Source organism: Nonomuraea sp. NPDC003804, from assembly GCF_040610675.1.
In the GTDB taxonomy this organism is placed as follows: Bacteria; Actinomycetota; Actinomycetes; order Streptosporangiales; family Streptosporangiaceae; genus Nonomuraea.
Map to the genome: position 1 here is coordinate 194,363 of NZ_JBEXMT010000004.1, position 13,898 is coordinate 208,260.

The following is a 13,898-nucleotide window of genomic DNA, read 5'->3' on the forward strand; positions in this document are numbered from 1 at the left end:
TAATGGCGAACACGTCTACGATCGCCCGGGACGGGGGCCAGTCCCCCGCCCCGGGTCGGCGCCGCAAGAGCCCCGACCGCCCCAACCGGGCCGGCGGGCTCCCCACCTGGGCGGTCCCGTACGTCCTGCTCGTGCCCGGCCTGCTGGTGATCGCTGGACTCCTGCTCTACCCCATGGTCCAGCTGACCGTCATGGCCTTCCAGAAGGTGGGCCTGGCCCAGGTCAGGGGTACCAGGCCGGCCGAATGGGTCGGCTGGGACAACTTCCAGAGAGTCCTGGACAACGAGATCTTCTGGTCCGCGCTGCGCAACACCATCATCTTCGCGGCCGTGACGGTGACCCTCACCCTCGTCGTGGGCACCGCGGTCGGGGTGCTCCTGCACAAGCTCAGCAAGAAGATGTCGCTGTTCGTCGTCATCGGCTGCATGTTCGCGTGGGCCGTGCCGCCCGTCGCGCAGGGCGTCATCTGGCGCTGGCTGTTCGACGCAGACGCGGGCGCCATCAACTGGGTGCTCAACCTGCTGCCCGACGGGCTGTCCTCCCTGCTGTTCGGCAGGGCCGACTGGACCGGCGAGCCCTGGCTGAACGACGCGTTCACCCTCTACGTGGTCCTGATCTTCTGTCTGGTGTGGGCGGGTTTCCCGTTCATCGCGGTCTCGGTGCTCGCCGGCCTCAAGGGCATCCCCGCCGAGCTCTACGAGGCGGCCAAGGTGGACGGCTCGGGCGCGTGGCGGACCTTCGGGAAGATCACCCTGCCGCTCCTCAGGCCGGTCTTCGCCGTCCTGACGATCCTGTCGATCATCTGGGACTTCAAGGTCTTCAGCCAGCTCTACGTGCTGATGAACGGCCCGACCAACCGTGAGGCGTTCAACCTGTCGATGTACGCCGTGGCCGAGGCGTTCAAGCCGCCGCAGAAGCTCGGCAGCGGCGCGGCCATCTCCGTGATCCTGACGATCATCCTGCTGATCATCACGGTGGTGTACGTCCGTCAGATCGTGAAGCAGGAGGAGATGTCATGACTCCGCTGGCCCGCAAGAGGCTCGGCAAGATCCTCCTCAACGGAGCAGGGGTCCTGGTCTTCCTCTACGCGACCTTCCCCGTGTACTGGATGGTCTCCACCGGCTTCAAGGCCAACGACCAGATCTTCACCACCGACTTCATCCTCTTCCCCACGCACTTCACCTTCGACCACTTCGCGCGGGTGCTCACCGAGGGCGTGGCGAACAACTCGATCTGGCTCTACATGCGCAACAGCGCGATCGTCGCGCTCGGCACCGTGCTGATCGGCTCGACGTTCGCGCTGCTGTCGGCCACGGCCATCGCCAGGTTCAGGTTCAAGGGGCGCGCGCCCTTCCTCATCGTGCTGCTGATCGTGCAGATGCTGCCCTCCGAGGGCCTGCTGATCCCGCTGTACATGATGGTCAAGCGCGTCGGCCTGGGCGACCAGCTGCTCGGCCTGATCGTCACGCAGGTGGCGCTCACCCTGCCCTTCGGCATCTGGATGCTGCGGACCTTCGTCGCCGCCGTGCCCAAGACCCTCGAGGAGGCGGCCTGGATCGACGGCGCCAGCCGGTTCACGACCTTCTGGAAGGTCCTGTTCCCGCTGGTGGCGCCCGGCCTGGTGGCGACGAGCATCTTCTCGTTCATCACCGCGTGGAACGACCTGGTCTTCGCGCTCTACCTGATGTCCGGCTCGGAGGGCTACACCATGCCCGTCGCCCTCCAGTTCTTCTTCGGGCAGAAGGGCGTCGACTGGGGCGCGATCATGGCCGGTTCGACGCTGATGACGATCCCTGTCGTCATCTTCTTCCTTCTGGTGCAGCGCCGCATGGTCTCCGGCCTGGTGGCCGGCGCCGTGAAGGGCTGACCGAAACCCAGGTGCTCGTACGGCGCCGCACACCCACGCGGCCGCCGTACCTCACCCTGCCCACCGGCAGGGGGTACGGCTCGCGCCCCCGACAGCGGACGTGCGGGCCGTACCGGCTCCCTGCCCGTCAGAACCACCACACCCACGCCCCCGCACCGCCCGGCCACCGCACGGGCGCGGAGGGCTCGACCGCCGAAAAAGGGGAGTTTGTCAGATGAGCCGGAGAGATCGGGGGCTGCGCCGCCTTGCGGCCGGCACGCTGCTCGTCGCCTTCCAGGGCACCACCGCCCCGGACTGGATCCTGCGCGAGCTCGAGGACGGCCTCGGCGGCGTCACGCTCTTCGGTTTCAACGTCGCCGACCCCGCGCAGCTGAGCGAGCTCACCGCGACGCTGAAGGCCGCCGGCGAGCCGGTCATCTCGCTGGACGAGGAGGGCGGCGACGTCACCCGCCTGGCCTACCACGTCGGCAGCCCCTACCCGGGCAACGCCGCCCTCGGCGCCGTGGACGACGTCGAGCTGACCCACCGCGTCTACCGGGCGATCGGCGCGGAGCTGGCCGCCTGCGGCGTGAACCTCGACATGGCGCCGGACGCCGACGTCAACACCGCCGACGACAACCCGGTGATCGGCACCCGCTCGTTCGGCAACGACACCGCGCTGGTCGCCAGGCACACCGTCGCCGCCGTCCAGGGCCTGCAGTCGGTGAACGTGGCCGCCTGCGTCAAGCACTTCCCCGGCCACGGCGCCACCCGCGTCGACTCCCACCTGGCCGTCCCCGTGGTCGACGTCTCGCTGGACGTGCTGCGCGAGCGGGAGCTCGTGCCGTTCCAGGCCGCGATCAAGGCGGGCGCCAGGTCGGTCATGACCGCGCACGTCGCCGTACCGGTGATCACCGGCGACGAGCCCGCGACGCTGTCAGCCGCCGCGCTGACCGAGCTGCTCAGGGGCGAGCTCGGCTACGAGGGCGTCGTGATCACCGACGCCCTGGACATGCACGCGATCACCGACACCGTGGGCCTGGCCGGAGGCGCGTTGCGCACGCTGGCCGCCGGCTCCGACCTGCTGTGCCTCGGCCCCGTGCCGACCTACGACGACGTCCGGCAGGTCATCGCCGCGATCGTCGACGCGGTGGACGAAGGACGGCTGCCGCTGTCGCGCCTGGAGGAGGCGGCCGGGCGCGTGGCCGAGCTGCGGGCCTGGTTCGGCTCCGCCACCGGCGCCGCCGTCGAGGAGGGCGGCATCGGCCTGGACGCGGCGCGACGGGCGGTCACCGTCACCGGCGCCACCAACCCGCTGCGCGACCCGCTGGTGATCGAGATCGACACCCCGCCCACCATCGCGGTCGGCGACGTCCCGTGGGGCCTGAAGCTGCCCACCGCGGAGACCGTCAGGGTCAAGCCCGCCGACGCCGACCTCGACACGCTGCTGCGCAGGGCCGCCGGCCGCTCGCTCGTCGTGGTGGTCAAGGACGCGCACCGCTACACCGACAGCAGGGACCTGGTCACCGCCCTGGTGAGCGCCCGTCCCGACGCCACCGTGATCGAGATGGGACTGCCGATCTGGCGCCCCGACAGCGCCGCCTACATCGCGACGTACGGCGCGGCGCGGGCGAACGCGCAGGCGGCCGTCGAGCTGCTGACCGCCTGATCAGGACGCGAAGAGCTCTTCGCGGGCCTGGTCGAGGGCAGCGAGGACCGCGCCGCGCAGGACGGGGTTGTCGGCCACCGCGGTGGTGACGACCTCCGGCCTGATCGGGCAGATCCTGGCCACGGCCTCCTCCACCCGCGCGGTGAGCGCCGAGCCGCCCGCCTTGCCGACCTCGCCGCCGAGCACGACCAGCCCGGGGTCGAGCACCACGCACACCGACGCGACGCCGAGCGCGATCCGGTGGGCGATCTCGTCGAGCAGCGACTCGCCGCGCTCTCCCGCCGCGACCGCCTCGGCGATGCCGTCGAAGCCGTAACTCTGCGCCAGCTCCTGCACCGCGACCGCGCTGACCAGCGACTGCAGGCCGCCGGCCAAGGACGGCAGCCGCCCGGGCTCCGCCCTGATGTCCTCGGCGAGCGGCACGCCGGGCACCGGCAGGTAGCCGATCTCGCCCGCGCTGCCCGAGCGCCCCCGGTGGAGCCTGCCGCCGAGCATCACCGCGAGGCCGAGGCCGCGCCCCGCCCACAGCAGCACGAAGTCGTCGACCCCCTTGGCCGCTCCGGCCGCGCGCTCGGCCAGGGCGGCGAGGTTGACGTCGTTCTCGATCGTGACCTCGCGCTTGAGGTCGCCCGCCAGCGCCTCGTGGATGCCCTCGTGCCAGCCCGGCAGGTCGAAGGAGAAGCGCACGTCGCCGCTGCGCGGATCGACCACGCCCGGCGTGCCGATCACCACGCCGCGCAGCTTGGCCAGGCCGACCTTGGCGCTGCGGCAGGCCTTGACGACCGCGCTGTGGACGACGGAGACCGGGTCGTCGTGGCCGTTGGGGGCGACGGTGACCTCGGCGATCGTGCGCCCGTGGATGTCGGCGATCGCGGTGGAGACGAACTCGGGACCGACGTCGAGCCCGGCGACGTAGGCGCTGGAGGAGACGACGGAGTAGAGGGCGGCGTTGGGGCCGCGCCCGCCCGCCTGCTCGCCGACCACCTCGACCAGGCCGCGCTCCTCCAGGCGCGCGAGCGTCTGGGAGGCGGTCACCTTCGACAGGCCGGTGTGGTCGCCGATCTGGCCGCGGGTCATGGGCCCGGTGGCGAGCAGCAACTCCAATGCGGCCCGGTCGTTGATCTCCCTCAGCAACCTGGGCACACCAGGACGTCGCTCCACGCCCCAAAGCTTAGCCCCGTTGCCCAGTGGCGCGCATGACGTGAGGAAGGCTCACGCTCTCCCGCAGGGCCGCGTACGGCGCGCGCCTGCCGGGGCTGGTCGGGCGCATCCGCCGAGGTACCGCGCCTGCCGTACGCGGATCATCGGCCCATGCGGGTCCCCGCGCGTCTAACCAGTGTTGACCAGGAGGGATAATCGACAACATGCGCCTTTCCGCTCGTGTCGACTACGCCCTTCGTGCCGCCGCCGAACTCGCCGCAGCTGGAGCGGGTCCGACCACCGTGGGCGAACTCGCCAAAGAGCAGGACATGCCACCCAAGTACCTGGAGAACATCCTGCTCCAGATGCGCCGCGCGGGGCTCGTCCGCGGCCAGCGAGGCCCCGAGGGCGGCTACGTGCTGGCCAGGCCCGCGGCGGAGATCTCCCTGGCCGACGTGATCCGCGCGGTCGACGGCCCGCTGGCCAACGTGCGGGGCGAGCGCCCCGAGCACGTCGGATACCGCGGCCCCGCCGAGTCGCTGCAGCAGGTGTGGATCGCCCTGCGCGCCACCGAACGGGCCATCCTCGAGGAGGTCACGCTCGATCACGTCGCCACCGGCGCGTTGCCGGAGAGCGTCCGGTCGCTCGCCGCCGACCCCGCCGCCTGGGACTGACCTCCCGCCCACCACAACAGGGCGAGCGCGGCGCGCGCCAGGCCGTGGACCGTCATGAGGAGGTCGCCGGTGGCGAAGGTGAACGTGGTCAGGACCAGCGCGGGCAGCCTGACCGCCATGCCGGACGAGTGGGTGGGCGCCCGTGCCCGAGGGTGACGCCGTCTACCGGACCGCCGCGCGCCTGCGCCAGGCGCTCGACGGCCGCGTGCTGACCAGGTCGGACTTCAGGGTGCCGCGCCACGCCACCGCCGACCTGACCGGGCGCGCCGTCACCGGGACCGTGTCGTACGGCAAGCACCTGCTCACCAGGGTCGAGGGCGGCCTGACCGTGCACACGCACCTGCGCATGGAGGGCAGCTGGGTCGTCATGCCGGCGGGACGCGGGCTGCCGCGCGGCGACACGGTACGGCTCGTCCTGGCCAACGCCACATGGCAGGCGGTCGGCCTCAGACTGGGGACGGTGGACCTGCTCAGGACCGAGCACGAGCACACCGTGATCGGCCACCTCGGCCCCGACCTGCTCGGCCCGGACTGGGATCAACGGGAAGCGGTCGCCAGGCTGCGCGGGAACCCGGACACGACGATCGGGGAGGCGCTGCTCGACCAGCGCAATCTCGCGGGAATTGGCACGATCTACCGCGCCGAGACACTGTTTCTCAAGGGCGTGTCACCCTGGCGTCCCGTCGGCGCCATCGCCGATCTCGACGGCCTGGTCTCGCTCGCCCAGCGGTTGCTGGCGGCGAACAAGGATCACGCGGCCACCGTCACCACAGGTGATCGCCGTCGCGGCTTCGAGACGTGGGTCTATGGCAGGGCAGGAAGACCCTGCCGCCGATGCGGATCTCGCATCAGGCGCGGGGAGATGGGGGCACAGCCACAGGAACGCCTGATCCTGTGGTGCGACCGCTGCCAACCGGGCTGAGCCCTGCTGTCAGGCGGCCACCATGTCCTTGACTTCGGGGAACACCGAGTCGCCGATCGACCCGGGCACGGTCTCGGACAGCGGCAGACGCTCTCGCTCCGGCACATCGGCGAGCACAGGGGCAGCCTGGAGCTCCGCCAGCGCGAACTGGTCGGAAACCTCACGCAACACCTGCGAGAGCGGCACGCCGAGGGCACCGCAGATCGAGGCCAACAGCTCGGAGGATGCCTCTTTCTGACCACGCTCGACCTCGGACAGGTAGCCCAGAGACACGCGCGCCAGCGTCGACACCTCACGCAGGGTGCGTCCCTGCCGCACCCTCAGCCGCCTCAGAACATCTCCAAGTAGCTGACGCAGCAGAATCATCTGTCGCTCCCTCCCCGGCGCGGTGGTCTTCACCGTGCCATGCGCGATCGGATCGTGCCGCCCGTTCTTTCGCTTCGCTTCGTACATACTCCTCGCCGTCATCATCGGACGCCTGCGCGGATCGTTGGGCCCGCCAGCCTGGCTCGCGGGGCTTGCAGATGGCTCACGGACCTCACTCACAGCTCCACCGTACCCGTATCCACCGACACCGCGTCAGACCGTGGTTCGCATGTTCGCTGGGGACGTAACACGGTAATCACCCGGAATGTTCCCCCACGTTGGCCTTCAGCACACCTGCGAGGAGATCAACGGCCTCGTCGACTGTCCGGGCCCTGATCCGGTCGCGAGAGTGCCCGCCCATGAGATCGCGATGCCAGATCCTGCCCTCAGGGCCGCTCAGCGCCACGTGAACAGTGCCGACGGCCTTGCCGTCCTGCGGGTCGGGGCCCGCCACCCCGGTGACCGCCAGGCCGTACGTGGCGCCACAGAGCCGGGCCACCCCGCGGGCCATGGCCGCGGCGACCTCCGGATGGACCGCGCCCTCCCGCGCGAGCAGCTCCCCCGGGACGGCCAGCAGCTCCCGCTTCAGATCGGTGGCGTAGGAGATGACGCCGCCCCTGAAGGCCGCGGAGGCGCCGCCGGTCGCGGTGAAGGTCGCCCCCAGCAGCCCCCCGGTGAGCGACTCGGCCACGGCCAGCGTCGCCCCCTGCCGGATCAGCAGCTCGATCACGCCCGCGGCGCCCGGCACGTCCGTCCGCATCAGCTCACTCCGCTCTGGCCCGCTTGGCCACCTGTCTCAGCCTGATGGCGCGGATCACGTAGTCGGCGCCCGTGACGAGAGTCACCACCAGCGCGGCGCCCATGGCCACCCAGCGGATCACGTCGGGCACGTTGGGCAGCAGGTAGAGCACGATCGCCGTGATCTGCAGCACGGTCTTGACCTTGCCGCCGTAGCTGGCCGGGATGACACCGTGCCTGATCACGACGAACCGCAGGATCGTGATGCCGAACTCGCGGCCGAGGATCGCGATCGTGACCCACCAGGGCAGCTCGTCGAGTATTGACAGGCTCACCAGGGCCGCCCCGGTGAGCGCCTTGTCGGCGATCGGGTCGGCGATCTTCCCGAAGTCGGTGACCAGGTGGTAGCGCCTGGCCAGCTCCCCGTCGAGGTGGTCGGTGATCGAGGCCAGCCCGAACACCCCCAGGGCCGCGTATCTCCAGCCGGTGCCCGGCACGAAGAGGAAGACGACGAACAAGGGGACGAGCGCCAACCTGAGCACCGTGAGGACGTTGGCGATGTTCCACGGGCTCACCACCCGGCGCTCGTCTCGGGTCATGGACCGGCCTTGATTCGCGCGATCAGATCGACCCCCTCGGCATCGACCACGACCGCCCTGACGATCTGCCCTGGGACCAGGCCGATGCCTTGTACCGTGACGGAACCGTCGACCTCCGGGCCCTGGTGTGCCGCCCTGCCTTCGTAGCCGCCGTCGCCCAGGTCCTCCTCGATGAGCACGTCGACCTCGGTGCCGATGCGCTCCTCGGCCCGCTGCGAGGTCAGCTCCTCGGCCAGCTCGGTGAGGATCCGCACGCGCTCGTCGACGATCTCCTGCTCGACCTTCGAGTCGAAGGTCGCCGCCTCGGTGCCGTCCTCGTCGGAGTAGCCGAACACGCCGATGACGTCGAGCCTGGCCTCCTCGAGGAAGCCGACCAGCTCGCCGAACTCCTCCTCGGTCTCGCCGGGGAAGCCCACGATGAAGTTGGAGCGGACGCCCGCCTCGGGCGCCTTGGCCCTGATCTGCTCCAGCAGGCCCAGGAAGCGCTCAGGGTCACCGAAACGGCGCATCCTGCGCAGGACGGTGCCGCTGGCGTGCTGGAAGGACAGGTCGAAGTAGGGGGCGATGCCCTCGGTCGCCGCGATCACGTCGAGCAGCCCGGGGCGCAGCTCGGCCGGCTGCAGGTAGCTGACCCGCACCCGCTCGACGCCCTCGACCGCGGCCAGCTGCGGCAGCAGCTTCTCCAGCGCGCGCAGGTCGCCCAGGTCCTTGCCGTAGGAGGTGGAGTTCTCGCTCACCAGGACCAGCTCGCGGACCCCGCGGTGGGCCAGCCAGTCGGCCTCGGCCAGCAGTTCCTCGGGCGCGCGCGAGACATAGGCGCCGCGGAAGGCGGGGATGGCGCAGAAGGAGCAGCGGCGGTCGCAGCCCGAGGCGAGCTTCAGCGAGGCGACGGGACTCTCGTCCAGACGCTTGCGCAGCACGCGGGGCCCGCTGGCGGGCGCCAGGCCCGCCGGCAGGTCGCCGTGCCCGGGGATGCTCGCCTTGGCGGCCGAGCGCTCCACCGGCGAGATCGGCAGCAGCGTGCGGCGGTCGCGCGGCGTGTGCGGCTTGAGCGGCCTGCCCTCCAGCACGTCGTCGAGGCGGGCGCCGATCTCGGCGTAGTCGTCGAAGGAGATCACCGCGCTGGCCTCGGGCAGCGCCTCGGCCAGCTCGTTGCCGTAGCGCTCGGCCATGCAGCCCGCGGCCACGACCTTGGCCCCGGAGTCCGCGGCGGCCAGCAGCGTGTCGATGGAGTCTTTCTTCGCCGAGTCGATGAAGCCGCAGGTGTTGACGACGACGACGTCGGCATCGTCGTCGTCGCCCAGCTGCCAGCCGGCAGCATCAAGTCGCGCGGCGAGCTCCTCGGAGTCGACCTCGTTGCGCGCGCAGCCCAGAGTGATCAGCGATACGGTTCGGCGGGATGACATGGTGGACACTACGGTATCGGCACTTGGCCACTACCTGTCGCACCTCCCCCGCACTCGTCAGCGCGGACGCGGCGCCGAGACGCTGTAGGTGCGCCTGACCAGCTCGCCCCGCGCGCCCGGCGACCCCAGCTCCTTGCCGTTGACCTGCAGCGACACCGCCCCCGCGTCGTGGATGGTCATCCGCACCGTCTTCTTGGCCGTCCACGTGGACGTCTTGCCCGCCGGCAAGGTGCCCGCGAAGAGCTTGCGCCCGTCAGCGTCCCGCACGTTGAGGTACGACGACCGCTTGGCCCGCACCTTGACGGTCACCATGTCGGACTTCTTCTGGGTGGACAGCGCCGCCGCACGGCGGGCCGGACCCGCGTTGGGCACGTTCGGCGGCACGCTCGGCCGCGAGGAGACCGGCTGGATGTCGGCCGTCGGCACGTCGCCCGACCCGCCCATCGCCCTGACGACGCCGAAGATCACGACGATGGTCAGCGCGATGCCGAGGGCCATCGTCCAGTTGGGGCCCCTGCGCTCGCGCAGCTTGAGCCCCTTGAAGTTCTGGAAGACGGCGGCGGCGCGCAGCGGCTGCGACACCCCGGCGTGCTGGGCGTCGTAGCGCTGGACCATCGCCTCGGGGTCGACGCCGACCGCCTTGGCGATCGCCCTGACGTGGCCTCTGGCGTAGAAGTCGCCGCCGCACATGGAGAAGTCGTCCCGCTCGATGGCGTACAGGAGCGCCTCGCGAATCCGGGTGGTCGCGCTCAGCTGGCCCACCGTCAGCCCCGCCGCCTGCCTCGCCTGGGCCAGTACAGCCCCCATGCTCTGATCGTTCACAACGACGCCTCCCCGCCCCCGACGTTGCGTAGTTACTCCTATTCAATCAGTTATCGTCGGCAACGGTGCGCAGGGGTCACTCTCCCCGCAAGTCGGCCAGCAGACCGGGCAGATCGTCGGGCTTCAGCAGCACCTCGCGCGCCTTGGAACCCTCGCTCGGGCCGACGACGCCGCGCGACTCCAGCAGGTCCATGAGGCGGCCCGCCTTCGCGAACCCGACCCTGAGCTTGCGCTGGAGCATCGATGTCGAGCCGAACTGGGTGGTGACGATCAGCTCGGCGGCCTGGATCAGCACGTCGAGGTCGTCGCCGATGTCCTCGTCGATCTCCTTCTTGACCGCCACGGCGGCCACGTCGTCGCGGTACTCGGCCTGCATCTGCTGCTTGCAGTGGGAGACGATCCCGGCGATCTCCTTCTCGGAGACGAACGCGTTCTGGATGCGGATCGGCTTGCTCGCGCCCATCGGCAGGAAGAGCGCGTCACCCTGGCCGACCAGCTTGTCGGCGCCCGGCTGGTCGAGGATGACGCGGGAGTCGGTGAGCGAGGAGACCGCGAAGGCCAGCCGGGACGGCACGTTGGCCTTGATGAGGCCGGTGACGACGTCCACGCTCGGCCGCTGGGTGGCGATGACCAGGTGGATGCCCGCCGCGCGGGCCAGCTGCGTGATGCGGACGATGGAGTCCTCGACGTCGCGCGGGGCGACCATCATGAGGTCGGCCAGCTCGTCGACGATCACCAGCAGGTAGGGGTAGGGCTGGTAGACGCGCTCGCTGCCGGGCGGCGGCACCAGCTTGCCCGCCTTGACGGCCTTGTTGAACTCGTCGACGTGCCGGAAGCCGCTGGCGGCCAGGTCGTCGTAGCGGCGGTCCATCTCGCCCACCACCCATTCGAGGGCCTCGGCGGCCTTCTTCGGGTTGGTGATGATCGGCGTGATCAGGTGGGGGATGCCCTCGTAGACCGACAGCTCCACGCGCTTGGGGTCGACGAGCACCATGCGCACCTCGTCAGGGGTGGCGCGCATGAGGATCGAGGTGATGAGGCCGTTGACGCAGACGGACTTGCCCGCGCCGGTGGCGCCCGCGATGAGCAGGTGCGGCATCTTGGCCAGGTTCGCCACGATGGTGCGGCCCTCGACGTCCTTGCCGAGGCCGACGATCATCGGGTGGTGGTCGGCCTGGGCGACCTGCGAGCGCAGCACGTCGCCGAGCGCGACCAGGTCCTTGTCGGCGTTGGGGATCTCCACGCCGATCGCCGACTTGCCGGGGATCGGGGACAGGATCCGCACGTCCGCCGACTTCACCGCGTAGGCGATGTTCTTGGTGAGCGCGGTGACCTTCTCCACCTTCACGGCCGGGCCGAGCTCGATCTCGTAGCGCGTGACCGTCGGGCCGCGGGTGAAGCCGATCACCTGCGCGTCGATGCCGAACTGCTCCAGCACGCTGGTCAGCGCGTTGACGACGGTGGTGTTCGCCTTGGTCTGCGGCTTGGGCAGGGTGCCGGGGCTGAGCGTCTGCAGGTCGGGCAGCACGTACGGGCCCGCCTGCGGCGACAGCACCAGCTGCTCCACCTTGCGCGGCGCCGGGGTCGGCTCGGGCGGCGCGGCGACCGGCCGCGGCGGCTCGGGCGCCTCCTGCGGCTCGTCCTCGACCAGCCCGGGGACGATCTCCGGAGAGTGCCGCTCCTTCTCCGACAGGACCGGGCTGTCGTACGGCTTGGCCCCGTCGGGCGGCTCCGGCTTCTTGGTCCTGACCCGCTTCTTCACCGGCTCGCTCGGCCTGGGCGCGGCGCCGCCCTTGTCGAAGAGCATGTGGCGCAGCTCGGCCAGCCGTTCGGGGATCCGGTGCACCGGCGTGGCGGTGATCACCAGCACGCCGAAGCCCGACAGGAGCAGCAGCAGCGGGATCGTCACCCACGCGGGCAGGATGCTCGCCGGCGGCGCTGAGACGATGAACCCCACCATGCCGCCGGCCGCCGAGATCTTGTCCATGCCGTCGGTGGCGTCGCCCGCCGGGTACGGCACGTCGTTGACCACGTGGACGACGCCGAGCACGCCGGTGAGCAGCGCGCTCCAGCCGATCACCATGCGCCCGGTGTCGGCGTTCTGGTCGGGATGGCGCAGGAAGCGCCAGGCCAGCAGACCGAGCAGCAGCGGGATCGCCCACGCCAGCGAGCCGAAGACGCCGTGCATGACGGCGCTGACCACCTCGGAGACCGTGCCGCGCGACTGGCGCCACGTCATGGCGGCCAGCACGATCGCGCCCGCCAGCACCGCCAGGCCGACCCCGTCGCGCCGGTGGGCGGGATCGAGCTCGCGCGCCTGGTTGCCCAGGGCTCTGGCGGCGCTGCCGATGCCGTTGGCCACCAGCATCCACAGGCCGACGATCAACTTGCCGATCATGGTGAAGACCCAGCTGATCGGGTCCTGGTGGGTGGCGGGGGGTCTGCGGGCGGGCGCCGACGTCTTCTTCGAGCGCGTGGCTGACGGGGATGTCGTCCGCTTGGCCGGAGTCGAGCGTGACGAGGTCGGTCGCTTCGCCGGCCCCTTCGATGCGCCTTTCGGCGTACGGGTGGCCATGATGCCAAAGGTACGTCGGAGACAGTGTCGATGCGGTGGAGGCTCGCCGATATCCCCGACGTCAAGATTGTGAGCTCTTTCGGGTTTGGTGCGCGGTGGGCGGCGGGCCGGCCCCCTCAGGCGGCTCGTCGCGGTCAGGCGGCTCGTCGCGGTCAGGCGGCTCGTCGCGGTCAGGCAGGGAAGCGGTAGATCGTCGTCGAGGTGTAGGTCTCGCCAGGCCGCAGCACCGTCGAGGGGAAGTGCGGCTGGTTGGGCGAGTCGGGGAAGTGCTGCGTCTCCAGGCAGAACCCGGCGTGCCTGCCGTACGGCGTGGCCACCCCGTCGAGCATTCCGCCCGCGTAGAACTGCACGCCCGGCTCGGTGGTGGAGACCTCCATCACCCGCCCGCTGACCGGCTCGACCACCCTGATCCCGCCGTCGAGGACGAAGCAGTGGTCCTCCCAGCCGCCGATGCGCCGGGGCCCGGTGAAGTCGAAGTCGGTGCCCTTCACGGGGGCCGTCTCGCCCGTGGGGATCTTCTGCTCGTCCACCGGGAGGTAGTGCAGGGCCGCCATCCGCAGCACGTGACCCAGCACGTCGCCGCCGCCCGCGAGGTTGAAGTAGCTGTGGTTGGTCAGGTTGACCACGGTGGGCGCGTCGGTGCGGGCCCGGTAGTCGAGCCGCAGGGCGCGTCCGTCCAGCGTGTAGGTGATCGAGGCGGTCAGCGTCCCCGGGTAGCCCTGGTCGCCGTCGGGGCTGACCAGTTCGAGGGTGACGGCCGAGGTGGAGGCGGCGGTCACACGCCAGATCCGCTTGTCGAACCCGTCGACGCCGCCGTGCAGGCTGTTGGGCCCGTTGTTGACCGGTAGCTGGTAGGTGGTGCCGTCGAGCGTGAAGCGGCCACGGGCGATGCGGTTGCCGTACCGGCCGACGACGGCGCCGAAGTAGCGGCTGCGGGTGCGGTACTCCTCAGGGTCCTCCAGGCCGAGGACCACGTTCACGCCGTCCACCTCCAGCGACTGCAGGGCCGCGCCGTAGGTCAGGACGGCCGCGCGCATCCCCTCGCAGGACAGTTCGTGACGCTCGATGCTCATCCGCGTGCCTCCTCCGCCGACCCGACGCCCACCCGGGCATCTCCCCAACCCGACCCGACGCTCACCTG

The 13,898-nt window shown here is 70.7% G+C and carries 13 protein-coding genes; 5 read left to right on the forward strand and 8 right to left on the reverse strand.

Annotated features, from left to right (window positions below):
* Nucleotides 1–2 precede the first annotated feature (2 nt).
* The 3 genes from ABZX22_RS07045 (at nt 3) to ABZX22_RS07055 (ending at nt 3,515) form a co-directional block, all read left to right on the forward strand.
* Nucleotides 3–1,019, forward strand: coding sequence for a sugar ABC transporter permease (locus tag ABZX22_RS07045; RefSeq protein ID WP_354906669.1), 1,017 nt, complete (start codon nt 3–5; stop codon nt 1,017–1,019).
* Nucleotides 1,016–1,867, forward strand: a complete 852-nt coding sequence (locus ABZX22_RS07050; RefSeq protein ID WP_354906670.1) for a carbohydrate ABC transporter permease — start codon at nt 1,016–1,018, stop codon at nt 1,865–1,867. Before ABZX22_RS07045 ends, ABZX22_RS07050 begins: the two co-directional genes overlap by 4 nt.
* A 214-nt stretch (nt 1,868–2,081) precedes the next feature.
* Nucleotides 2,082–3,515: a glycoside hydrolase family 3 protein gene (locus ABZX22_RS07055; protein WP_354906671.1), complete on the forward strand. Its 1,434-nt coding sequence runs from the start codon at nt 2,082–2,084 to the stop codon at nt 3,513–3,515.
* Here the strand turns inward: ABZX22_RS07055 and ABZX22_RS07060 are convergent, their stop codons facing one another.
* Entirely contained in the window at nt 3,516–4,676 is a 1,161-nt protein-coding gene (locus ABZX22_RS07060; RefSeq protein WP_354906672.1) for an ROK family transcriptional regulator, read from the reverse strand. It lies immediately after the preceding gene.
* A 203-nt stretch (nt 4,677–4,879) separates the two neighbouring features.
* Between ABZX22_RS07060 and ABZX22_RS07065 the strand changes: the two genes are divergently transcribed.
* Nucleotides 4,880–5,329, forward strand: a complete 450-nt coding sequence (locus ABZX22_RS07065; RefSeq protein WP_354906673.1) for an Rrf2 family transcriptional regulator — start codon at nt 4,880–4,882, stop codon at nt 5,327–5,329.
* Nucleotides 5,330–5,471: 142 nt separating this feature from the next.
* Nucleotides 5,472–6,251, forward strand: coding sequence for a DNA-formamidopyrimidine glycosylase family protein (locus ABZX22_RS07070; RefSeq protein ID WP_354906674.1), 780 nt, complete (start codon nt 5,472–5,474; stop codon nt 6,249–6,251).
* Nucleotides 6,252–6,260: 9 nt separating this feature from the next.
* Here the strand turns inward: ABZX22_RS07070 and ABZX22_RS07075 are convergent, their stop codons facing one another.
* From ABZX22_RS07075 to ABZX22_RS07105, 7 genes are all read right to left on the reverse strand, one after another.
* Nucleotides 6,261–6,617 carry a helix-turn-helix transcriptional regulator gene (locus ABZX22_RS07075; protein ID WP_354906842.1) on the reverse strand — a complete coding sequence of 119 codons (357 nt, stop codon included), beginning with the start codon at nt 6,615–6,617 and terminating at the stop codon, nt 6,261–6,263.
* 256 nt (nt 6,618–6,873) lie between these two features.
* Nucleotides 6,874–7,377, reverse strand: coding sequence for a nicotinamide-nucleotide amidohydrolase family protein (locus ABZX22_RS07080; RefSeq protein ID WP_354906675.1), 504 nt, complete (start codon nt 7,375–7,377; stop codon nt 6,874–6,876).
* Nucleotides 7,378–7,381: 4 nt separating this feature from the next.
* Entirely contained in the window at nt 7,382–7,954 is a 573-nt protein-coding gene (gene pgsA / locus ABZX22_RS07085; protein WP_354906676.1) for a CDP-diacylglycerol--glycerol-3-phosphate 3-phosphatidyltransferase, read from the reverse strand.
* Nucleotides 7,951–9,360, reverse strand: a complete 1,410-nt coding sequence (gene rimO, locus ABZX22_RS07090; RefSeq protein ID WP_354906677.1) for a 30S ribosomal protein S12 methylthiotransferase RimO — start codon at nt 9,358–9,360, stop codon at nt 7,951–7,953. Before rimO ends, pgsA begins: the two co-directional genes overlap by 4 nt.
* Before the next feature lie 57 nt (nt 9,361–9,417).
* Entirely contained in the window at nt 9,418–10,167 is a 750-nt protein-coding gene (locus ABZX22_RS07095; protein ID WP_354906678.1) for a RodZ domain-containing protein, read from the reverse strand.
* A gap of 91 nt (nt 10,168–10,258) precedes the next feature.
* Nucleotides 10,259–12,580, reverse strand: a complete 2,322-nt coding sequence (locus ABZX22_RS07100; RefSeq protein ID WP_354906679.1) for a DNA translocase FtsK — start codon at nt 12,578–12,580, stop codon at nt 10,259–10,261.
* Nucleotides 12,581–12,927: 347 nt separating this feature from the next.
* On the reverse strand, nt 12,928–13,830 hold the full coding sequence (locus ABZX22_RS07105) for an aldose epimerase family protein (RefSeq protein ID WP_354906680.1): 903 nt from the start codon (nt 13,828–13,830) through the stop codon (nt 12,928–12,930).
* Nucleotides 13,831–13,898 lie beyond the last annotated feature (68 nt).

Coding starts and splice junctions, on each gene's coding strand:
- ABZX22_RS07080 (WP_354906675.1), bottom strand. CDS start 7,377: ATGCGGACGGACGTGCCGGGCGCCGCGGGCGTGATCGAGCTGCTGATC.
- ABZX22_RS07055 (WP_354906671.1), top strand. CDS start 2,082: ATGAGCCGGAGAGATCGGGGGCTGCGCCGCCTTGCGGCCGGCACGCTG.
- ABZX22_RS07095 (WP_354906678.1), bottom strand. CDS start 10,167: ATGGGGGCTGTACTGGCCCAGGCGAGGCAGGCGGCGGGGCTGACGGTG.
- ABZX22_RS07105 (WP_354906680.1), bottom strand. CDS start 13,830: ATGAGCATCGAGCGTCACGAACTGTCCTGCGAGGGGATGCGCGCGGCC.
- ABZX22_RS07050 (WP_354906670.1), top strand. CDS start 1,016: ATGACTCCGCTGGCCCGCAAGAGGCTCGGCAAGATCCTCCTCAACGGA.
- ABZX22_RS07075 (WP_354906842.1), bottom strand. CDS start 6,617: ATGATTCTGCTGCGTCAGCTACTTGGAGATGTTCTGAGGCGGCTGAGG.
- pgsA (WP_354906676.1), bottom strand. CDS start 7,954: ATGACCCGAGACGAGCGCCGGGTGGTGAGCCCGTGGAACATCGCCAAC.
- ABZX22_RS07100 (WP_354906679.1), bottom strand. CDS start 12,580: ATGATCGGCAAGTTGATCGTCGGCCTGTGGATGCTGGTGGCCAACGGC.
- rimO (WP_354906677.1), bottom strand. CDS start 9,360: ATGTCATCCCGCCGAACCGTATCGCTGATCACTCTGGGCTGCGCGCGC.
- ABZX22_RS07045 (WP_354906669.1), top strand. CDS start 3: ATGGCGAACACGTCTACGATCGCCCGGGACGGGGGCCAGTCCCCCGCC.
- ABZX22_RS07065 (WP_354906673.1), top strand. CDS start 4,880: ATGCGCCTTTCCGCTCGTGTCGACTACGCCCTTCGTGCCGCCGCCGAA.